The 21714-nt window shown below is 74.6% G+C and carries 17 protein-coding genes; 9 read left to right on the forward strand and 8 right to left on the reverse strand.

What is annotated here, in order from left to right; translation table 11 throughout:
* Positions 1-152: 152 nt before the first annotated feature.
* The 7 genes from ABUL08_RS19465 (at position 153) to ABUL08_RS19495 (ending at position 10504) form a co-directional block, all read left to right on the forward strand.
* On the forward strand, positions 153-608 hold the full coding sequence (locus tag ABUL08_RS19465; protein ID WP_350931352.1) for a BlaI/MecI/CopY family transcriptional regulator: 456 nt from the start codon (positions 153-155) through the stop codon (positions 606-608).
* Positions 609-618: 10 nt separating this feature from the next.
* The gene (locus tag ABUL08_RS19470) at positions 619-1524 is read left to right on the forward strand and encodes a M56 family metallopeptidase (protein ID WP_350931353.1); all 906 of its coding nucleotides are present in this window, start codon (positions 619-621) and stop codon (positions 1522-1524) included.
* A gap of 159 nt (positions 1525-1683) precedes the next feature.
* Positions 1684-3369, forward strand: a complete 1686-nt coding sequence (gene cydD, locus ABUL08_RS19475; RefSeq protein ID WP_350931354.1) for a thiol reductant ABC exporter subunit CydD — start codon at positions 1684-1686, stop codon at positions 3367-3369.
* Between the two features lie 125 nt (positions 3370-3494).
* Positions 3495-5285, forward strand: coding sequence for a thiol reductant ABC exporter subunit CydC (gene cydC, locus ABUL08_RS19480; RefSeq protein WP_350938727.1), 1791 nt, complete (start codon positions 3495-3497; stop codon positions 5283-5285).
* A gap of 196 nt (positions 5286-5481) precedes the next feature.
* Complete coding sequence (locus ABUL08_RS19485) at positions 5482-6492, forward strand: DNA primase (RefSeq protein WP_350931355.1); 1011 nt, start codon at positions 5482-5484, stop codon at positions 6490-6492.
* Positions 6493-6533: 41 nt separating this feature from the next.
* Positions 6534-9146 carry a transposase gene (locus ABUL08_RS19490; RefSeq protein ID WP_350931356.1) on the forward strand — a complete coding sequence of 871 codons (2613 nt, stop codon included), beginning with the start codon at positions 6534-6536 and terminating at the stop codon, positions 9144-9146.
* A 134-nt stretch (positions 9147-9280) separates the two neighbouring features.
* The gene (locus ABUL08_RS19495; protein WP_350931357.1) at positions 9281-10504 is read left to right on the forward strand and encodes an ABC transporter substrate-binding protein; all 1224 of its coding nucleotides are present in this window, start codon (positions 9281-9283) and stop codon (positions 10502-10504) included.
* A gap of 114 nt (positions 10505-10618) precedes the next feature.
* On the opposite strand, the gene ABUL08_RS19500 is transcribed toward ABUL08_RS19495, so the two are convergent.
* The 4 genes from ABUL08_RS19500 to ABUL08_RS19515 all read right to left on the reverse strand — a co-directional run bounded on the left by ABUL08_RS19500 (position 10619) and on the right by ABUL08_RS19515 (position 15761).
* Positions 10619-11212 carry a GTP-binding protein gene (locus ABUL08_RS19500; RefSeq protein WP_091260490.1) on the reverse strand — a complete coding sequence of 198 codons (594 nt, stop codon included), beginning with the start codon at positions 11210-11212 and terminating at the stop codon, positions 10619-10621.
* A gap of 1 nt (position 11213) precedes the next feature.
* Positions 11214-11591 carry a DUF742 domain-containing protein gene (locus ABUL08_RS19505; protein WP_109948040.1) on the reverse strand — a complete coding sequence of 126 codons (378 nt, stop codon included), beginning with the start codon at positions 11589-11591 and terminating at the stop codon, positions 11214-11216.
* A gap of 100 nt (positions 11592-11691) precedes the next feature.
* Positions 11692-12096, reverse strand: coding sequence for a roadblock/LC7 domain-containing protein (locus ABUL08_RS19510; RefSeq protein WP_013283992.1), 405 nt, complete (start codon positions 12094-12096; stop codon positions 11692-11694).
* Positions 12093-15761, reverse strand: coding sequence for a sensor histidine kinase (locus tag ABUL08_RS19515; protein WP_350931358.1), 3669 nt, complete (start codon positions 15759-15761; stop codon positions 12093-12095). Before ABUL08_RS19515 ends, ABUL08_RS19510 begins: the two co-directional genes overlap by 4 nt.
* A 502-nt stretch (positions 15762-16263) precedes the next feature.
* Between ABUL08_RS19515 and ABUL08_RS19520 the strand changes: the two genes are divergently transcribed.
* Positions 16264-16560, forward strand: coding sequence for a hypothetical protein (locus ABUL08_RS19520; RefSeq protein ID WP_350931359.1), 297 nt, complete (start codon positions 16264-16266; stop codon positions 16558-16560).
* On the opposite strand, the gene ABUL08_RS19525 is transcribed toward ABUL08_RS19520, so the two are convergent.
* Positions 16561-17634 carry an adenosine deaminase gene (locus tag ABUL08_RS19525; protein ID WP_350931360.1) on the reverse strand — a complete coding sequence of 358 codons (1074 nt, stop codon included), beginning with the start codon at positions 17632-17634 and terminating at the stop codon, positions 16561-16563.
* 96 nt (positions 17635-17730) lie between these two features.
* On the opposite strand from ABUL08_RS19525, the gene ABUL08_RS30700 reads away from it, so the two are divergent.
* Positions 17731-18777: a putative RNA methyltransferase gene (locus ABUL08_RS30700; protein ID WP_377522548.1), complete on the forward strand. Its 1047-nt coding sequence runs from the start codon at positions 17731-17733 to the stop codon at positions 18775-18777.
* A 6-nt stretch (positions 18778-18783) separates the two neighbouring features.
* Here ABUL08_RS30700 and ABUL08_RS19540 read toward each other — a convergent pair whose 3' ends face one another.
* The 3 genes from ABUL08_RS19540 to ABUL08_RS19550 form a co-directional block, all read right to left on the reverse strand.
* The gene (locus ABUL08_RS19540) at positions 18784-19464 is read right to left on the reverse strand and encodes a DUF4272 domain-containing protein (RefSeq protein WP_350931361.1); all 681 of its coding nucleotides are present in this window, start codon (positions 19462-19464) and stop codon (positions 18784-18786) included.
* 110 nt (positions 19465-19574) lie between these two features.
* Positions 19575-20855, reverse strand: a complete 1281-nt coding sequence (locus tag ABUL08_RS19545) for a thymidine phosphorylase (RefSeq protein ID WP_350931363.1) — start codon at positions 20853-20855, stop codon at positions 19575-19577.
* Positions 20856-20999: 144 nt separating this feature from the next.
* Positions 21000-21704, reverse strand: coding sequence for a cytidine deaminase (locus ABUL08_RS19550; RefSeq protein WP_350931364.1), 705 nt, complete (start codon positions 21702-21704; stop codon positions 21000-21002).
* Between the last annotated feature and the right edge of the window lie 10 nt (positions 21705-21714).

A 21714-nucleotide genomic window follows, 5' to 3' on the forward strand; every position in this document is an offset into this window, starting at 1 on the left:
CCGCTCAAGATCTGCACTGATTCACGGAAAGAGTGGCTTCCGCGTCGGCGGAGGCCACTCTTTCCGTGTTCGAGGCCCCTCACGCCGGAGGCGGCGGTGGCGGTGGGGCCAGGCAGGGTCGGGCGGTCTACTACGGGGGGTAGGATTGGGGGGTGACGCGGCTGGGGGATCTTGAGCGGGCGGTGATGGACGTGCTGTGGGACGTGGTCCCGGGCACGTCGGACGGGGTCACCGTGCGGGAGGTCGCGGACGCGCTGGACGGGCGCGAGCTGGCGTACACGACGGTGATGACCGTGCTCGACCGGCTCGCCGGCAAGGGCATGGTGCAGCGCGAACGGGAGGGGCGGGCCTGGCGTTACCGGCCGGCCGCCAGCCGGGAGGCGCACATCGCCCAGCTCATGCTCGACGCCCTCGACCTCGGCGGCAGCCGGGACGCCGCGCTGGTGCGCTTCGCCCGCTCGGTCACCGGCACCGAGGCCGAGGTGCTCCGCGCCGCCCTGGGTAACGAGGCCGGGCTGACCGGGCCGGCCGACCCCGGGCTGACCGATCGGGTCGGGGATCCCCGGGCCGGGCGGGCGCGGCGCGTCGACGAGGCGACGGACCGGTAGGGCGGCGACCGTGGCGTACTCCCTGCACTTCGCCGCGTCGATGCTGGCCTGCTATCTCACCGCGCAGGTCCTGTCCCACTCCACCTGGCCGTGGGCCGCTCCCCGGGTGGCCATCGTCTGCTGGCAGGCGGTCGGGCTGGCGCTCGGCCTCTCCGCGATGGGCGTGCCGATGGCGCTCGGCCTGGCCGCGTACGACCGGCCGACCGGCGGCGCGCTGCTGGCGCTCGCCACCGACCTGCTGCACGGCACCCTCCCGGCCGGGCTGAGCGCCGTGCACCTGGGGCTGGTCGGGGTCGGCTTCGGCATCGGCGCGGTGCTGGTCACCACCACCGTGCGCAGCGTGCACGCGAGCATCCGCGCCCAGCGGCGGCACCGTGACCTGCTCACCCTGGTCGCCCGCCGGGACCCCACCGTGCCCGGCGCGCTGGTGCTGGACCACCCGAGTGCGGCGGCGTACTGCCTGCCGGGGAGGAAGCCGCGGGTGGTGGTCAGCGCCGGGACGCTGAGCCTGCTCGACCGGGCCGAGCTGGCGGCGGTGCTCACCCACGAGCGGGCCCACGCGCAGGAGCGGCACGACCTGGTGCTGCTGCCGTTCACCGCGCTCTGCCGGGCGCTGCCGTGGTTCGGCTGGGTCCGGGACGCGTACGAGCGGGTCGCGCTGCTGGTCGAGATGCGCGCCGACGACAAGGCCCGTGAGCTGCACGCGGAGGCGCCGCTGGCCGGTGCGCTGCGCCGCTTCGCCGCCTGCGGGAACCGGGTCACCCCGGCCGGGGCGCTCGGCCTGGGCGACCGTGACCTCGACGTACGGGTGCGGCGGCTGATGGTGGCGGACCGGCCGCCCCGGCTGATCGGCGCGACCGCGCTGGCGGTGGCGGCCACCCTGGTCGCCCTGCCCATCTCGATCTTCCTGAGCTGACCCCTTGGACCCTTTCCTCCCCGTTCGGGGTGCGACGATCCCCACCCGGTGGCTGCGAGGCCGGCTCACGCTGCCGCTCCTGGCGGCCCTACTAGGCTTTCAGGCGATGTGCTGGTGGGTGTTGCGGGGACGGACCGACGGTAGGGCACCGGTGTACCGGTGAGCCGCCGCCCGTTCGACCCGCGTCTGCTGCGCCGGGTCCCCGCGGCCCGGCGCGACCTCGCCGTGCTCGCGATCCTCGGCGGGCTCACCGCGCTGCTGGTGGTCGCCCAGGCCACCGCACTGGCGACGGTGCTGGCGAACGCGGTCGACGGCCGGCTGCACCGGTCGGCGCTGGCCGGCTTCGTCGCGGCGGTGGGCGCCCGCGCGCTGGTCGGCTGGGCGCAGGGCACCGTCGCGGCCCGGGCGGCGGCGACGGTGAAGGCGGCGCTGCGGGCGGACCTGCTCGGCGCGGTCGGTCGGCACGGTCCCGGCTGGGTCGCCGGCCAGCGGGCCGGACAGCTCGCCACCCTGGCCGGGCGCGGCCTGGACGCGCTGGACGCCTACTTCACCGGCTATCTCCCCCAGCTCGTGCTGAGCGTGACCGTGCCGCTCGCCGTGCTCGCCCGGATCGTCCTCGCGGACTGGAGTTCGGCGTTGATCATCGCGCTGACCATTCCGCTCATCCCGGTCTTCGGGGCACTGCTCGGCTGGCAGGCACAGGCCGCCACGGAACGGCAGTGGCGGCGGCTCGCCCTGCTCGGCGGGCACTTCCTGGACATGGTCGCCGGGCTGCCCACCCTGCGCGCGTTCGGCCGGCACCGGGCGCAGACCGAGGTGGTCCGCCGGATGGCCGACGGGCACCGCCAGGCCACCATGCGGACGCTGCGGATCGCCTTCCTCTCCGCCCTGGTGCTGGAGCTGATCGCCACCCTCTCGGTGGCGCTGGTCGCCGTGCCGGTCGGCATCCGGCTGCTCGGCGGCGGGATCACCCTCTCCACCGCGCTGCTGGTGCTGCTGCTCACCCCGGAGGCGTACCTGCCGCTGCGGGCCGCCGGCAGCCGGTTCCACGCCAGCATGGAGGGGCTGACCGCGCTCGACGAGGCGCTCACCGTCTCCGCCGTCCCGGCCGCCGCCGAGGGCCGGGCCGCCGGCCGCACCGGGCCCGCGCCCGACGGTCGCGGCGAGATCCGCTTCGAGTCGGTGACCGTCGAGTACGAGCGGACCACCGCGCTGCGGGACGTCACGCTGACCATCCGGCCCGGCGAGCGGATCGCCGTGATCGGGCCCAGCGGCGCCGGCAAGAGCACCCTGCTCGGCCTGCTGCTCGGCTTCGTCACCCCGACCGCCGGCCGGGTCACCGTGGACGGCGTCGACCTCGCCGACGTCGACCTCGACGAGTGGCGCCGGCAGGTCGCCTGGGTGCCGCAGCGGGCGCACCTCTTCGCCGCCACGCTGGCCGACAACATCCGCCTCGGCGCGCCGGACACCTCCGACACCGCGCTGACCGGCGCGGTCACCGACGCCGCGCTGGACGAGGTCGTCGCCGCCCTGCCCGACGGGCTCGGCACCGTGCTCGGCGAACGTGGGCACGGCCTCTCCAGCGGGCAGCGGCAACGGGTGGCGCTGGCCCGCGCGTTCCTCCGGGACGCCCCGGTGGTGCTGCTCGACGAGCCGACCGCGCGGCTGGACAGCGCCAGCGAGGCCGTCGTACTGGCCGCCACCCGGCGGCTCGTGGCGGGGCGTACCGCGCTGCTGGTCGCGCACCGGCCGGCGCTGCTGGAGGACGCCGACCGGATCCTCCGCGTGGCCGACGGTCGGGTCACCGAGCTGACCCCGGTACCGGCCGGGGAGGCGACCCGGTGAACACCGTGCCCGAACACCCCGACCAGCCCGTACGGGCCGTGCCGGGTGGGGTCGCGCCCGACGGCGTGACGCCGGCCGCCCGGGACCGGGGCGCGCCGACGCCGGCCGAGACCGTCCCACCGGAGCTGGTCACCCCCGCAACGACCGGGCCGGAACGGAACGGCGGCCGGGCGGAGCGGACGGTGCTGCGGCTGGCCCGGCCCTACCTGGGGCGGCTGGTCGGGGCGGGGCTGCTCGCCGCCGCCACCGAGTTCGCCGGGCTCGCCCTGATGGCCACCGCCACCTGGCTGCTGATGAGCGCCGCCGGCCGCCCCCCGCTGGACCGGCTGACCGTGGCGATCGTCGCGGTACGGGCGCTGGCCATCAGCCGGGGCGTGTTCCGCTACACCGAACGGCTCGCCGGCCACGACGCCGTCCTACGCATGATCACCGACGTCCGGGCCCGGGTCTTCGCCACCCTGGCCGGCCGTCGGGACACCGGTCAGCGTTCCGGCGACGCGCTGAGCCGCCTCGTCTCCGACGTGGAGGCCGTTCAGGACCTGCTGCTGCGGGTGCTCGTGCCCGGGGCGGCCGCCGCGCTGGTCAGCCTGCTCGCCGTCGGCGTCGCCGCACTGATCTCACCGCCGGCGGCCGGGGTGCTGGCGGTCGGACTGCTGGTCGCCGGGGTGGCGCTGCCCGCCCTGGCCACCGGGCTCACCCGCCGGGCCGCCGACGAGGTGGCCCCGCTGCGCGGGGCGCTCGCCGTGGACGCCGTCGACCTCACCCACGGCGCCGCCGACCTGGCCGCCTTCGGCGCCACCGGCACGGCGCTGGCGACCGCCGAGGGACGGGCCCGACGGCTGGCGCGGCTGGAGCGCCGGCTCGCCGCCGCCGGCTTCGCGGTCGACGCGACCGGGGTGCTCGTCTCCGGGCTCACCGCCGCCGCCGTGGTGCTCGTCGCGCTCCGCGCCGGGGTCGGCGGGGTGCTGGTCGGCGTGCTGGCCGTCGGCACCCTCGCCGCCGCCGAGGCGGCCCTCGCGCTGGTCGGGGCGGCCCGCCAGCACACCCAGCTCCGGGCCGGCCTGGGCCGGGTCGCCGACCTGCTCACCGGGCCCGCCCCGGTCCCCGGTGCCGACATCCCGAGGGCGGCGGCGCCCAGCGGGGCGGTCGGCGGCGGGCACCACGTGCGGTTCGACGAGGTGAGCGTCCGGTACCGGGCCGGGGCCGCGCCGGCCCTGGACCGGGTGAGCCTCGACCTGCCCGCCGGGCGGCGGATCGCCGTGGTCGGGCCCAGCGGGGCCGGCAAGAGCACCCTGGCCGGTGTGCTGACCGGCGCGGTCCGGCCCGACGCCGGGCGGATCACCCTGGACGGGGTCGAACTCTCCGCGTACCCCGCCGAGGAGCTGCCCCGGGCGATCGGCGGCCTCTTCGCCGAGGCGTACGTCTTCCACGCCTCGGTGCGGGAGAACCTGCTGCTCGGCCGCCCCGAGGCGGACGAGGAGGCGCTGGCCGACGCCGCCCGGGCGGCCGGTCTGCTGGACTGGGTACGCGCCCAGCCGGCCGGTTGGGACACCGTGGTCGGCGAGGAGGGCGCCCAGCTCTCCGGCGGCCAGCGGCAGCGCCTCGCCCTGGCCCGGGCGCTGCTCGCCGCGCCGGGGCTGCTGGTGCTGGACGAGCCCACCGAGGGCCTCGACCCGGCCGCCGCCGACGCGGTGCTCGCCTCGACCCTGGCCGCCAACCCGGCCGGGCACTCGGTGCTGCTGATCAGTCACCGGCTCAGCGGCCTCGCCGGGCTGGACGAGATCGTCGTGCTGGACGCCGGCCGGGTGGTGCAGCGGGGCCGGCACGACGACCTGGTGGCGCAGCCCGGCTGGTACCGGGACCAGTGGCGGCTCCAGGCGGCGGCGGAACGCGGCTATCTGGCCCTGCACCCCTGACCGAGGCGCGGCGCTGACGCCACGGGCACGGCACGACGGGTGCCGGCCCATGATCGTTTGCAGCTTCCGGTGTGATTCGTCGGCGTGTCGTGGCCGGGAGGTGCAGACGATCTTCGGGCCGGTACGTCCCGGCGTTTCCGACTGTTGGCGCGCCACCGGGGTGCGGTCCCGGGGGCGCCGGGGCGACCACTAGGGTATGTGCCCAGAGTCACTCGGCGGCGGAGCTGTCGCCGGGTGGGCAATCCGACAGCACACGGAGGTCAGCGTGGCCCGCCAGTCGCCCCACCGGCCCGACGCCGACGAGCCCGAGCTCGACGACACCACCGCGTCGGCCACAGAAGACGAGGTCGACGTCGACCGCCCGGCCGCCGACCGCGCGCTCTGGGACGAGCTGCGGATCGACCCGGTGGAGATCGCCCTGCCCGCCGGCAGCGGCTTCACCCTGCGGGCGTACCGGCCGGCGCGGGAGCTGACCCCGACCGACGTCGCCGAGCGCGACGAGGACGACCCGTTCCTGGCCCGTCGCCAGGTCGTCGAGGCCGAGGACGACGAGGAGGTGGTGATCCTCGACGAGGAGTTCGCCGCCCTCTCCGCCGAGGAGGACGAGCAGCCCGAGGGCCGCCGCCGCAAGGCCGACGCCGACGAGGACGAGGACGCCTCCGACGACGAGACCGCGGACGACGAGGACGACGAGGACGAGGTCGACGACGAGGCGGGCGACGAGGAGGTGCCGGTCTTCCTCAGCCACCGCGGCAAGCTGCTGCTGTTCAAGACGCCCGAGTCGTTGGTCAGTTTCATCCGATCCGGTGCGCCCAACGACCTCTCCCAACTGGACAGCTGGCATGAACTGTCCGAACGGGTGGAACCGGCCGACATCGCGCCGCTCGACGAGGACACCTACGAGCTCGACCTGGTGGTGGAGAACCTCCGCGGCGGGCACGACACGTGGGATCCCGCGCTCCTGATCGAGGCCGGCGAGGTCGCCCGTGACCTGGCGTACGCGCTGCGCCTACCCGCCGTGCTCGACATGCTCTCCGCCGGTTCCAGCCTGGACGACCTGGACGAGGCGCTGCGGGCGACTGTCAACGGCGGAATCGGTGGATTCATGGGCCGCCGACGGCTCAAGAAAATCGGGGCACAAACCGCAAGTTTGGGTTGGCGCACCATTGTCGGCAAGATCTCTGCCGTCGTGGACTGGCGCGACTGACCCACAGCGGGGAGCATCAGTCTCTGGCAGAAGATAGCCCTGTGTCCCGGGAGGAGGACGACGCCGTGGCGCTCGTGCGCGTGTACTGCGGTCTGGCCTCGGCGGATCCGGCCGACCGACCGGCCTCGGCCGGATCGACGCTGACGTCCGCTGTGGTCGACGACGCAGGCCGTCTGCTGCATGTCTGCGAGATCGGCGACGACCCGGCTGGCTATGCCCAGTTGGTCGCGCTGCTCGTGGAGCGGTCGGGCGGGCCGAGCGGAGCGGCGATCGCGGCCGACAGCGACGACCACACGGTCACCTCGCTGCTCAGCGCCGCGGGTCGTCCACTGGCGATCGCCGACGACGACTCGGTCGACGACTTCGCCGAGCGCTTCGCGGACGACGACTCGCTGGAGGAGATGCAGTCCCCGGAGGCCGAGCGCCGCGCGGTCGGCCTGGCCCGGGCACTCCAGGCCGGCGCGCTCTCCGCCGTCACCCTTCCCGCCCCCCGCGACCTCGCCGGCTACAAGCAGGTCCTGTCCGCGCACGCCGCGCTCGCCAGCGGCCGGCACTCGGCCGCCGTGGCGCTGCGCGAGGTGCTGCGCGAGCTCTACCCGGCCGCCCTCCGGGCCTACCCGGACCCGGCCGAGCCGGTCTCCCTCGCCGTCCTCGACGCACTGCCCGAGCCCGGCATGCTCGCCGGCACGGCCGCCCGGGGTCGGGAGGTCCCGGTCGCGGTGGACGCCGTCGCGGCGCACCTCGTCGCCGACGGGGTGGCCGACGAGGCCGCGATCGACGAGGCGGTCACCGCACTGCGGGTCGCCATCTCCGAGACGCCCCGACGGGCCGCCGTCAGCCGCGCGCTCACCTCGGCGGTGGCCGAGACCGTCCGGCAGGCCGTCGCCGCGGTACGCGCCTGCGACGCCGGCTGCGACGCACTGGTCGGCGCGCTCACCGCCCGGCTCACCACCCCGGCTCCGGCTGCCGCTCCGGCACCCGGCCGGCGGGCCGCCGCCCGACGCGGCGAGCAGGTGACCGACCTCTCCGCCGCCCTGAACAACACCGGCACCGGCCTGCGGGCGGTCCGGTCGGGCGAGCCCGAGCCGGTGGGGCGGCGCAGCCGCCCCGAGCCGGTCTCCGGCGGGTCCCTGCCGACCACTCCCCGGCCGCTCGGCCCGCCGCCGGTCGCCCCGGCCCCGGTCACGCCGCCGCCCGTGGCGCCGGCCCCGGTCACCCCGGCCGCCGCCAGCGGTACGCCGATCTCCGCACCGCCCTCGCGGCCCGAGCCGGGACGGCCGCTGCCGCACCGGCTGGACGCCCCGACCAACCGGCCGGTCTCCGCACCGCCCCCGCCGCCGCCCGGGATCACCCCGATCGCGCCGATGCAGCGGGGCAACGTCCCACCGGCCGAGGCGGGCGAGCCGTTCCGGCCGACCCTGACCACCGCCGCGATCAACAGCGCGCGGGCCGAACGGCAGCGGACGATCATCCCGCCGCGGCCGAAGACCAACCCGGACCAGGCGCCGCCGACCGGTGGCTTCAGCGCCACCGACCTCAGCGTGCCGGTGCCGACGCCGCGTCCCGGCCAGGAGCCACCGGCCGCGCCGCCCGGCTCGCGGGCCAACTGGCCCCTGGTCAACACGAACGACGAGCTGGCGGACGCACCGGCTGACCCACCGTCCTTCGGGTACGGCGACCGCGCCGGGCGCAAGGTGGACTCCCCCACCGATCCGGGCAAGGGTCGGGTCACCCCGCCCTGGCTCGCCGACGATCTGCCCCAGGAGCCGCCGATGTTGCGGCTCGTCGAGCCGCCGCCGCTGGCCGACCGCGCCCTGCGTGACGGGCTGAACCCGCCGACCGACCCGGGGCTGGAGACTCCCCCGCTGCGACTGGTGGACCACGAGGCGGCCCGCGCCGACCGTCCGGCTTCCCGCACCGACCTGCCCAGCCGTGGCGAGCTGCCCAGCCGGACCGACCTACCCAACCGCAGTGAGCTGTCCAGCCGCAGTGAGCTGCCCGGCCGTGCGGACCTGTCAGGCCGTGGCGACCTGTCGGGCCGTGGTGACCTGTCGGGCCGTGGGGAACTGTCGGGCCGTGGTGAACTGCCCGGCCGCGGTGAGCTGTCGGCCCGTGGAGACCTGTCCGGCCGCCCCGAGTTCCCGGGTCGGAGCGAGCTGCGCGGCCCGGCGGAACGGCGGCCCGCGCCGAAGGAGCACCGGCCCCCGCCGGTCTCCGACGAGGGCGACGGCGACCTGCTCATCTTCGCCGCGGCCAAGTCCGCCTGGTTCGTCGGGCACGACGCCGAGGAGTCCGAGCTGGACTGGTCCACCACGGCCGACACCGGTTGGCAGGCCGCCGAGCAGGCGGCCCGGCCGGCGGTGGGCGAGGAGACCACGGCGGGCCTGCCCAAGCGGGTTCCCCAGGCCAACCTGGTGCCCGGCTCCCCGCTGCGCGAGGAGCGTCCACTGCGGATCGTCCGGAACGCGGCCAGCTTGGCCGAGAACACCACCGGCTACTTCCGCGGCTGGCGCCGTGGGCAGGAGATCGGCGGGTTCGCGGTGGGCGGCCGACCGGGCCGGGAAGCCGCCGGCGGCTGGGACTTCAGCCGCGACACCGGCGACCGGGACGACGACCGGGAATACGAGTACCGCTCCGCCGGCTACCGGTCCTGATCGGTCAGACACCGCCTTCCACCTGCGTGTTCCTACCCACACCCGGATAATTTGACGCCGAGTCGCGGGGGCCGGGAGCATACCCGGCGGAACAGCCGGCGGGCACGTCGCCGGGGTGGGAAGGCGACTGGACAATGGCGACACCGGCAACCGGCTCCTCGACGCTGACCCGACGGGGCGTCCTCACCGCGGCGGCGGGCAGCCTGCTGCTCAGCGCCTGCGCTCCGGCCGGCAGCTCGGCCGAGGGCGGCGGCAGCCCCACCGCAGCGAGCGGGCAGGAGCTGGTGATCGGGGTCAGCCTGGAGCTGACCGGTCACGGCGCCGCCCTGGGCGTGCTCCAGGAGCGCGCCCTGGCGATCACCGTGGAGTCGCTCAACGCCAACGGGTTCCCGGTCGGCAACCTGCGCCGCACCGTACGGCTGGACGTGCGGGACAACCGCAGCGACCCACGGCTCGCGGCCCGCCAGGCGACCGAGCTGACCCGCCAGGCGAAGGTGCACGCCCTGCTCGGCGGCACCCTGGCCGAGACCTCGACGGCGATCATCGCGGTGGCCCAGCGCCTCCAGGTCCCCTTCCTGTCGCTCGCCTCCGCCGACAACATCGTGCTGCCGCTCACGGAGCGGACCTACATCTACAAGCTCACCCCGGACGCCGCCGACGTGGCCCGCCGGCTGGCCCAGCTGATCGGATCGCAGCAGGTCCGTCGGGTGGCCCTGCTCGCCGCTGACGGGTTGCACGGCGACGCCGGGGTCCAGGCGATGACCGGCGCGCTCCGGGCCGCCGACGTGAAGCTGGGGCGGACCGTACGCCTGCCGCGTACCGGGGCGGACTTCACGGACGCCGTCCAGCGGGCCGTGGCCGACGAGCCGGACGGCGTGGTGGTCTGGGGCACCGCCCCGGACAGCGGCAGCGCCGCGCGGAAGCTGCGCCGGGCCGGCCACCGCGGCCCGATCTTCTTCGACGCGGGGGCGGTCGCCGAGGAGACCCTCGCCGGCAGCAACGCCGCCGCCGTGGAGGGCGCGTACGCCGTCCACCCGACCTGTCTCAGCGGCTACGCCCTCACCAACGCCAGCACCGCCGCGCTGGCCCGACGGGACTTCATCTACCGGTACCTGCAGCGGCACGGCAGCTTCGGCGGGTTCGCCCCGTACGCCTCGGACGGGGTGCAGCTGCTCGTCACGGCGGCGCGGCTGGCCAGCAGCGTCGACCGGGGTCGACTGCGGGCGTACCTGCAGACGCAGGTGACCGAGGGCATCGCCGGCGGGTACGCGTTCGCCCCCATCCGGCACGGCGGCATGGATCCCGACTCGCTCGGCGTGTACGTGGTCGACCAGGGCTCCTGGGTCCCGTACGCCTGATCCGGCCCCGCCCGGGCCCCACGCCGGACGGCCCGGCGTGGGGTTCGTGGTGTCGTGGACAGCAGGAAGCGCCCGGCGACGGCCGAAGCGGTCACCGGGCGCTCAGCACGCCGGTCAGGCGGGCGCGACCGCCCGCGAGCGACGCATGGTCAGCACGTACTCGACCAGCGAGATCAGCACGTGCTTGGTCGACTCCCGGTTCCGGGCGTCGCACGCCACCACCGGCACGTCGCTGGAGATGGCCAGCGCGTCCCGGACGTCCTGCGGGTCGTGGTACTGCATCCCGTCGAAGCAGTTGATGGCCACCAGGTACGGCAGCCGCCGGTGCTCGAAGAAGTCGATGGCGGCGAAGCAGTCGGCCAGTCGACGGGTGTCGACCAGCACCACGGCGCCGATCGCGCCACGGACCAGTTCGTCCCACATGAACCAGAACCGCGTCTGACCCGGCGTACCGAACAGGTACAGGATCAGGTCCCGGTCGATCGAGATACGACCGAAGTCCATCGCCACCGTGGTGGTCGTCTTGCCCGGCACCTGCCGGGTGTCGTCGACGCCCACGCCGGCGGAGGTCATGATCGCCTCGGTGGTCAGCGGCGTGATCTCCGAGACCGAGCCGACCAACGTCGTCTTGCCGACGCCGAATCCACCGGCGATAACGATCTTCGCCGACGTCACGCGCCCGCTCGGGGCCGGCGGCCGGTGCGACATGTCAGAGCCTGCGAAGTCCACTCAGCACCCTCTCCAGCAGTTCAGTGCCCACCGCGTCGTCGGAGTCGTCCAAAATGGTCGGCTCGTGGACCGCGACCAGGCCGTCCGTCGCCATGTCGGCGATGAGCACCCGGGCCACGCCGAGCGGAAGTTGCATCCGCGCCGCGATCTCCGCGAGCGATTGCACGCGTCCGTCACACAGCGCGGCGATGTACTGGTGCTCCCGGCCGCCGCCGCCAGATCCACTGGCAGCGGCCCGACCGCGCACCGTCGTCTCGACGAGCGCCTCCAGCGCGATGTCGAGCCGGGGACGGGTACGACCTCGGGTGACGGCGTATGGACGGACCAACGCCCCGGTCGGTTCGTCACGATCGGCCATGTCGCCGCTCACCTCCTTCGTACCCGGCACCGGCTCGCGTCGGTGGAACCCGTCGTTGTCGTGTTTGTTGCTGCCCCTGACCCACCGGTCGGCGCGTGGATCAGCCCATCATCCCGACAGCCGTACGCGGCTGCGGGGTCAGCGCGTCACCCACCCGGTCGACGAGCAGGGCCATCTCGTAGCCGACCTGCCCGACGTCGCAGCTACGCGCCGCGAGCACCGCGAAGGACGAGCCGTCCGAGATGGACATCAGGAACAGGAAGCCGTTGTCCATCTCGACGACGGTCTGCAGCACCGCCCCGCCCTCGAAGCAGCGCGCCGCGCCCTGGGTCAGGCTGACCAGGCCGGAGGCGATGGCGGCCAGCTGGTCGGCCCGGTCCCGCGGAAGGTCCCGGGACGACGCGAGGAGCAGGCCGTCCGCCGAGACGGCGACCGCGTGCGCGACACCGGGCACCCGGTCGGCGAAGTTGGCGAGCAGCCAACCGAGATCCTGCGTAGTTGTCATCCTTGTTGCTCCTTCTGCCCGCTCCCGGCCACCGGGCCTGAGCCAGACTGCGAGGACTGCTGCCCACCCGGAGTCGCCTCCGGGCCGGTCGAGTTGCTGTCGGTGGGGGTGGTACGCCCGCGCTGCACACCCCGATGGTAGGCGGAGAGCAGGCCCCGGACCCCTTCCGGCGTCCGCTTCTGCACCGAGGTGCTCGGCTTCTCCACGCCGCCGGGGACGAGCTGCGCCATCGGGGTCCGCTTGGGCAGGCCCTTCGGCGTGGTCGCCTCGACCGGCACCTCGGTGGCCGCCGAGGCGGCCTTCCAGCCGTCGTCGGCCGCCGTCTGCCAGCCCCCGACCGGCGGCTGGGGCCGCCGGTTGGGCAGGGCCTCGGCGAACCCGGGGCGGCTGCCCCCGTTCGTCGTCGGGCCGTTGTCGCGCGGTGCGCCGCCGGCCGTCGGGGTCTGTGCCATCGGCGTGTTACCTGTCGTCCCGGATGGTGGCTGCTGGACGGCCCGGCCGGTGGCGTCGACCCTGGCGAACTGCTGCGTCGCGGCCGCACCACCGGGCTGGGGGGCGGCCGGCTGCGCGGCGGCGGGCTGCGGAGCGGTGGTCTGCCCGGCGGCGGCTGCCTCCTCCGGCCCCGGCCGACGGGTACGGAACCAGGCCGACTCGAGCTCCCGGAAGATCGGCAGCTCCATCGTCTCGTCCGCGTACCGCTGCCGGTTGGGGGCCTGCTGCGGCGTGCTCGGCGGCCGGTTCGCGACCGGCGGCCGGTTGGCGGCCTGCTGCGGGGCGGGCTGCGGAGCGGCCTGCTGCGGCGTGACAGCCGGGCTGTCGGTGCCGCGCGGGACCCGGGGCAGCTCGGTGGTCATGTCCAGGGCGGCGGAGAGCCGCTCGGGCACCGGCGGGGTCGCCGGGTCCGGGGCGGCGACCGGCGGCCAGGCCGGCGGCGCCGCGGCGCTCGACGCGGGTGCCGGCGGTGCCGGACGCGGCGGGAGCTGACCGAAGGAGGGCGGCGCGGAGACCGGCTGGCCCGGGGCGGGCGCGGCGGAGACCGGCTGCCCGGCGGGCGCGGCCGACACGGGGTGACCGGAGACCGGCGCGGCCGAGACCGGCTGCCCCGAGACCGGCTGCCCGGACACCGGGTGCCCGGAGACCGGCGCGGCGGAGACCGGGACACCGGAGACCGGCGGCAGCGGCGGCGCGGAGACCGGCGGGACCGTCGGCGGGTAGGGCCGCGCCTCCGGGCTGCTGGGCAGCTGCCGCGGGATCACCGGCTGCTGACCGGTGGTCGCCGGGTCGTCGCCGGGGTTGCGCCGCTGCGGCAGCGGGTCGATCGACTGGCCGTTGGTGGGCCGCGGCGTGAACGGGTCGGCGCCGTTGAGGGCGCTGGCACCGGTCAGGTCCGACCAGGCCGGCATCGAGCGCGAGCCGCCGGAGGCCGGCGTACCGGAGCCGTTGCGCGGGGCCGGGTCGAACGGGCGACCGCCGAGGGTGACCTGGTTGCCGGACTCACCCGGACGCGGCGCCGGCGGGGTGCCCGGGCCGTGACCGAGGGCCGCCAGGGCGCCGAAGGCGGGCGTCGGAGCGCCCGGCTGCGCGCCGCCGAAGGCGGGTGCCGCGCCGCCGAAGGTCGGCGCCGGGCCGCTGGCCGCGGGGAGCGCCGGGGCGCCCTGCCCCCGACCGGCGAGGGCGCGGGGCACCAGGACCGAGGTGGGCAGCGTGACGTCGGCGACGGTGCCCCGGTCGACACCCGGGCGCAGCTCGACCTTCACGCCGTGCCGGGAGGCCAGCCGGGCGACCACGACGAGGCCCATCATCCGGGAGACCGCCACGTCCACCTGCGGCGGCGTGGCGAGCCGCTCGTTGAGGTCGTGAAGCTGGTCGGGGCTGATGCCGATGCCGCGGTCCTCGACATAGAGCGAGGCACGGTCGCCGACCCGGCGGGCCTCGACCATGACGGCCGAGTCCGGCGGGGAGAAGGCGGTGGCGTTGTCGAAGAGCTCGGCGACCAGGTGCACCAGGTCGTTGACCGCGTGCGCGGAGACCTCGATGTCCCGGTCGATGACGCCGAACTCGATCCGCGTGTAGTGCTCGACCTCGGACTGGGCGGCCCGGAGCACGTCGATCAGGGCGGCCGGCTCCCGCTGCACGCGGGTGGAGTCGGCGCCCGCGAGGACGAGCAGGTTCTCGTCGTTACGGCGCATCCGGGTGGCCAGGTGGTCGAGCTGGAAGAGCTCGGCCAGCCGGTCCGGGTCCTCCTCGCCGCGCTCCAGCCGGTCCAGGTGACCGATCAGGCGGTCGACCAGGATCTGCGAACGACGGGCCAGGTTGACGAACATGGTCGCGACGGAGGCCCGCAGGGCGGCCTGCTCGGCGGCGGTCCGGACGGCCTCCAGGTGGACGGCGTTGAACGCCTCGGTCACCTGGCCGAACTCGTCCTTGCTCCGTACCGGCAGCGGCTCGGCGATCTGGTTGGCGAGCTGGACCGGGGAGAGCTGCCCCGTCACCTGTGGGTCGCGCAGCCGGGCGACGGCCTGCGGGAGGCCGTACTGGGCCACGGAGAGGGCGCCCTGACGCAGGTCGCGCAACGACCGCGCCATCGAGCGGGCGACCAGGTACGCGAAGAGGATGGCCAGCAGCAGCATGCTGAGCAGCAGGCCGGTCTCCAGGAACACCTGGCGCTGCACGTCCGAGCGGAGCTGGTCGGCCTGCCGCACCACGTTGGCGTCGAGCTGCGCCTCGACCGTACGGACCAGCTTGGCGTTGGCCACCATGGCGGCGTCCCACTGGTCGGCACCGAACTTCAGCCCACTCAGGTCACCGTTGATGCTCTGGCTGATCTTGTCGCTGTAGAGCTGCGACTCACGCAGGTCGGAGCCGGCGACCGTCTGCTGGTAGAACTCCTGGTCGCTCTGGGTGGCGACGGCCTGGAAGCTCTGTTTGGCCTGGGCCTGGCCGGTGCCGGTGGCGATGAAGGCGTCCCGCAGGACCGGGGTGAGCTCCTTCGTGCCGAGGGCGCGGTGGCCGACCACCCGCCGCTGGGAGAGGTATTCCTTCTCCCGGGCGACGGCGGCGACGGCGCGCATGTGGTCGCTCAGGTCGTTGTCGCCGGCGAGCTGGGTGGCCGAGTCGCGGACCGAGATCAGCTCCTCGATCAGGCCCTCGTAGGCCCCGATCGCGTCGGTCTGCTTGAACTTGCCGTTGAAGACCTGGCTGCGGGTGCCGGGCAGGTTGGTCAGGTCACTGTCGATCTGGTTGAGCAGTGCCTCGAAGTTCCGCGGCAGGCCGTCGATCTCCACGCGCTGCTGGAGGTAGGGCCGGGTGCTCTGGTCGACCCGCGAGCCGGCCCGGTTGTAGGCCTCCTGGTACTGGGCCTTGGCCTGCACGTTCCTCGGGTCGTTGGCACCGAGGAAGAGGACCGCCGCGGTCCGCTCGTCCTGGAGGGTGTCGACCAGGTCACCGGAGTAGCCGATGAGGTTGGCCAGATCCCCGGTCCGGTTGGCACTGTTGAGTGTCTCCAGGTGGTCGACCAGACCAGTGGTGCCGACCACGACCGTGGCGATGGTCGGCACGATCATGATCAGACCGAGCTTGGACCAGATCGGCATGTCGCGGAGTCGGCCGGCGGGCCGACTCAGTCGCGACAGGAAGGAGCCCGCCGTCTTTGGCCGTTTGCTCACGTCACCGCCCTCGCATCACAGCGTCCGCACGTTGCCCTGGGCAACGCCGAGCGACCGACCCCGGCGGGTCGGACCTCCGAGATTCCATCACGCCGCCCCGCAAAGAGAAAGCCCAGGTTGTCCCTCGCCGGAGGTGTGATGAGATGTTGATGCAATTTGATCGCAATCCGTCTGGCCGGAGTCACTGAAGGTAATGGAACACCCGCACCGCGTCGTCCTGCTCGCCGGTCCCTCCGGCTCCGGAAAGTCGTACGTAGCACAACGAACCGGACTTCCTGTCCTCTGCTTGGACGACTTCTACAAGGACGGCGATGACCCTACGTTGCCGCGTAGGAACGGACAGGTGGACTGGGAATCGCCACTGTCGTGGGACTCGGACGCGGCGGTGGAAACAATTGCCCGACTGGCCCGCCACGGCAAGGCCGATGTGCCGGTTTATGCGATCGGCGCGGACCGACGGGTGGCCACCCGGCCATTCGACGTGGCCGGATCGCCACTTTTCGTGGCCGAAGGGATTTTCGCGGCCGACATCGTCGAAGAGTGCCGTCGACGGGGCCTGCTCGCCGGGGCGTACGCGCTGCGCCGCCCGCGCGGGGCGACCTTCCTCCGCCGGCTCGCCCGCGACCTCGCGGAGCAGCGCAAGGCTCCCCGGGTGCTGCTGACCCGGGGCGTGGCGCTGCTGCGTGCGGAGCCCGCCGTGCTGCGCCGGCAGACCGGGCTGGGCGCGGAGGCGGCCCGGGCCCGGGAGGTGCTGCACCGGGTGGCCGCGCTGCTGGCCGGCCACCCGCCACGGCACTGATCAGCCGATCAGCTTCGCGTACGCCGGCTTGATCACTTCGTCGATGATCTTCAGCCGCTCGTCGAACGGGATGAAGGCGCTCTTCATCGCGTTGATGGTGAACCACTGGAGTTCCTTCCAGCCATAGCCGAAGGCCTCCACCAGCAGCGCCATCTCGCGCGACATCGAGGTGCCGCTCATCAGCCGGTTGTCGGTGTTCACCGTCGCCCGGAAACGCAGGTCACGCAGCAGGCCGATGGGGTGTTCCGCGATCGAGGCGGCGGCCCCGGTCTGCACGTTCGACGACGGGCAGAGCTCCAGCGGGATGCGCTTGTCCCGCACGTACGCGGCCAGCCGGCCGAGCACCGGCTCCGGGCCGGGGGTGATGTCGTCGACGATCCGGACGCCGTGACCGAGCCGGTCCGCGCCGCACCACTGGATCGCCTGCCAGATCGACGGCAGCCCGAACGCCTCACCGGCGTGGATGGTGAAGTGGAAGTTCTCCCGCTGGAGGTATTCGAAGGCGTCCAGGTGCCGGGTGGGCGGGAAGCCCGCCTCCGCGCCGGCGATGTCGAAGCCGACCACCCCGGCGTCCCGGTGCCGCACCGCCAGCTCGGCGATCTCCTGCGAGCGGGCGGCGTGCCGCATCGCGGTGAGCAGGGTGCCGACCCGGATCCGGTGGCCCGCCGCCGCGGCCTCCGCGCTGCCCTCGACGAAGCCGGCGACGACCGCCTCGACCACCTCGTCCAGGGTCAGGTTCTGTTCGAGGTGCTGCTCCGGGGCGAACCGGACCTCGGCGTAGACGACCCCGTCGGCGGCCAGGTCCAGCGCGCACTCCCGGGCCACCCGGCGCAGCGCGGACGCGGTCTGCATGACCGCCACCGTGTGCGCGAAGGTCTCCAGGTAGCGCTCCAGCGAACCCGAGCTGGCCGCGTCGACGAACCAGCGGCCCAGGGCCGCCGGATCGGTGGCGGGCAGCTCGTGGCCGATCTCCGCGGCCAGCTCGACGATCGTCGCGGGCCGCAGCCCTCCGTCGAGGTGATCGTGCAGTAGCGCCTTCGGGACCTTGACGATGTCCTCGTACGAGATTGCCATGCTCAGACCCTAGTCACCGCCCGGCCCGCCCCGGCAGCCGACCGCCCCGGGCCGGACCGGGAGAATGGGCGGATGAGCAGGCGCGAGACCGGTGAGCTGGACCCCCGGGTGGTGCACCGGCTGCGCTGCCCGGTCTGTGCCGAGCCGTTGACCGAGACCACCGCGGGCACCGCGCGGGCGCTGCGCTGCCCGCGCCGGCACAGCTTCGACGTCGCCCGCCAGGGGTACGTGAACCTGCTCGCCGGCCGCGCCCCGCACAGCGGGGACAGCGCCGAGATGGTCGCCGCCCGCGCCGACTTCCTCGCCGCCGGCCACTACGACGCGATCGCCGCGGCTCTCGCCGCCACCGCACGGCAGATCCGGTACGCCGCGCCGCCGCCCGACCGTCACGCTGCCCCGCACACCCTTTGCTCTGCAGCCACCCACGCAGCAGCACCCGACGGCGAGACATGCTGCGCCGATGGCTGCAGAGCAAAGGCGGCGAACCAGCGGGTCGGACCCCAGGCACCCTCGACACCGGGCGCACCCTCGACACCGGGCGCCACCGAACAACTGAGGGACGGCGACGCGTACCCGCTGGTGGTGGATGCCGGCGCCGGGACCGGGTGGTACCTCGCGGCGGTGCTGGCGGCGCTGCCGGACGCCGTGGGTCTCGCCCTGGACGTCTCCAAGCCGGCGCTGCGCCGCGCGGCCCGCGCCCACCCCCGGGCCGCCGCGGCGCTCGCCGACACCTGGCAGCGGCTGCCGCTGGCCGACGCCTCGGCCGCCCTGCTGCTCAACGTCTTCGCCCCGCGCAACGGCGCCGAGTTCCACCGGGTGCTCGACCCGGCCGGCGCGCTGCTGGTGGTCACCCCCGCCGAGGACCACCTCGCCGAGCTGGTCGACGCGCTCGACCTGCTGCGGGTCGACCCGGCCAAGGCCGACCGGGTGGCGGGGAGCCTCGCCGGGCACTTCACCGAGGAGTCGGTCACCGTGCACCGGACCCGGCTCGCGCTCAGCCGGCCGGCGGTGGCGACCCTGGTCGGCATGGGGCCGAGCGCCTGGCACACCGACCCGGACCGGCTCGCCGCCCGGATCGCCGCGCTGCCCGAACCGGTCGGGGTGACCCTCGCCGTGCGGCTCGGCGTGCACCGGCCGCGCTGACCGGACTCAGGTGGAGAGGTCGACCTCTTCCCACCCCGGCGGCTCGTCGTGGTACGGCCCGCGCAGCACCACCGCCCACTCCAGCGCCCACCGGCGCTGACCGATGGCGTTCGCGTCGACCAGCCCGGGCGGTCGCCGCCCCGCCTTCTCCGTCTCCAGGTAGGCCCAGTCCAGGCAGTAGTGCAGGTCCAGCAGGGCCGCCGCGTCCGCCGGGTGCTGCGGGGCGGCCAGGATCCGGGACCGCCACTGCGCGAAGGTCTCCCCTGCCGGGATGTGCGGCATCCGCTCCACCAGCCGCTCGTCCACCGGCACCGTCGGGTCCAGCTCCTTGGTGAGCCCGAGCACCCAGGAGAGCGAGAAGAGCGCGTCGTGGTGCAGCACGAACGACCGGTGGTCGCCCTTGCCGCCCATCACGAACTGCCACTCCGGCGGCGTCACCATGTCGACCAGGTGCGACCCGAGCAGCCAGGTCATGGCCGCCTGCGGGGGCATCCCGAAGCAGCGCGCCAGGATCAGGTGCAGGACGGCGATCCGGGCCTCGATCTCCACGATCGGACGCAGCTCGATCTCGTCGCCCGGCTCCCACACCAGCGGGAACTGCGGCGGCGGCAGCGGCAGCCCCAACCGGTCCAACTCGTCGAGGCTCGCCTCGCGGACTGCCCGAGGATCGGGGGCGGATACACGCACGGCTCAGGTCCCTGTCTGCTCGCATCGGCTCATCGCCGGTCGGTCCCCCTGGCCAGGGAGGATAGCGGTTACGGGTGGCTGGCACCACGGCACCGCGAGACCGGAATCGATCAGCCGATCCGCTCGATGACCAACGGGGTCGCCGCAGGGGCGTCCGGCGCGATCCGGACCGCCCGCTCCGCCTCGGCGAGCGCCGCCGGGATCCGGGCCGCGTGCTCGGCCCGCAGCTCGTACAGGGTCTCGCCGACCCGGACCCGGTCGCCGGGGCGCTTGTGCAGCACGATCCCCGCCGGGATGCTCACCGGGTCCTCCTTGCGCGCCCGGCCCGCGCCGAGCCGCCAGGCGGCCACCCCGATCGCGTACGCGTCGACCTCGGCGACGAAGCCGTCCTCGGTCGCGCACACCACCTCGACCTCGTTGGCCGTCGGCATCGGGGCGTCCGGGTCACCGCCCTGCGCGCGGATCATCCGCCGCCAGGCGTCCATCGCCCGGCCGTCGCGCAGCGCGGCCGCCGGGTCCGCGTCCGGCAGCCCGGCCGCGTCGAGCATCTCCCGGGCCAGCGCCACGGTCAGCTCCACCACGTCGGCGGGGCCGCCACCGGCCAGCACCTCGACCGACTCGGTCACCTCGACGGCGTTGCCGATCGCCAGGCCGAGCGGGGTCGACATGTCGGTCAGCAGGGCGACCGTCCGCACGCCGTGCGCACCACCCAGCTCGACCATGGTCCGGGCCAGCTCGCGGGCGTCGTCGACGGACTTCATGAACGCGCCGGAGCCGACCTTCACGTCGAGCACCAGCGCACCCGTGCCCTCGGCGATCTTCTTGCTCATGATCGAGCTGGCGATCAGCGGGATCGCCTCGACGGTGCCGGTGACGTCGCGCAGCGCGTACAGCTTGCGGTCGGCCGGGGCCAGTCCCTCGCCGGCCGCGCAGATCACCGCGCCCACGTCCCGGAGCTGAGCGATGAACTCGTCGTTGCTCAGCGCCGCCCGCCAGCCGGGGATCGACTCCAGCTTGTCCAGCGTGCCGCCGGTGTGACCGAGTCCGCGCCCACTCAGCTGCGGCACCGCGCCGCCGCACGCGGCGACCAGCGGGGTGAGCGGCAGGGTGATCTTGTCACCGACCCCGCCGGTGGAGTGCTTGTCCACGGTGGGCCGGGCCACGGACGACAGGTCCAGTCGCTCCCCGCTGGCGATCATCGCGGCGGTCCACCGGGCGATCTCCGGGCCGGTCATGCCGCGCAGCAGGATCGCCATGGCCAGCGCCGACATCTGCTCGTCGGCCACCAGCCCCTTCGTGTACGCGTCGACCACCCAGTCGATCTGGCCGTCGGAGAGCACCCCGCCGTCCCGCTTCGCCCGAATGACATCAACCGCCGTGAAAGCACTCACCTTTGAGTTCCCATCCATAATCGCGTCGATCGCCGGCATGCCTCACCGCGACCGTGCCCACCGAGGGATCGGGCCGACCGTCCCCGGCGGAGGGATCAAGCCTGACCGCCCGGAGCCGGGGACGGTCGGCCCGATCCCCCAAGCTCAACCACCCCAACGAGCAGGGATCTCCAGCGGCGGCTCACCCTCACCGGCCCAGAAGATCGTGCCCGACGCGTCGACCACCACCACCCGGGGCGTACGGGCCAGTCCCCAGGTGATCGCCGCGGCCGGGTCGCCCCAGGTGGGGCCCTCCTCCAGGACACCGGTCTCGGCGTCCTCGGTGTCCCCGGCCGACCGCTCCCAGTACGCCGTCCAGACCTGCTGCCCGGCGGCCAGGTCGGGGTGGACGAAGACGCTGCCCCGGCCACGCCAGGCGGCCAGCCGGTCCGGCACCACCGGCACCGGGGTCTCGCCGACCACCGCCTCCAGGTCGGCGACGTCGAACGCGTGCGGCAGCAGCTCCGCCATCCGCAGCGGTCCGCCCTTCGCCTCGACCAGGCACTCCGGGCCGCCGTTCTCCCAGAGCAGCTGCCGGCAGCGACCGCACGGCATGAGCGGCTCACCGGTGGCGTCGACGCAGGACATGGCGACCAGCCGACCGCCCCCGGTGGCGTGCAGCGAGGAGACCACCCCGCACTCGGCGCAGAGGGTGACGCCGTAGCCGGCGTTCTCCACGTTGCAGCCGACCACGATCCGGCCGTCGTCGACCAGGGCGGCCGCCCCGACGGGGAACTTCGAGTACGGCACGTACGCGTGCCGCATCACCTCGGTGGCGGCGGCCCGCAGCCGCTCCCAGTCGATCTCCATGTCGCTCACC

It is taken from the genome of Micromonospora sp. CCTCC AA 2012012, from assembly GCF_040499845.1.
Taxonomy (GTDB): Bacteria; Actinomycetota; Actinomycetes; order Mycobacteriales; family Micromonosporaceae; genus Micromonospora; species Micromonospora mangrovi.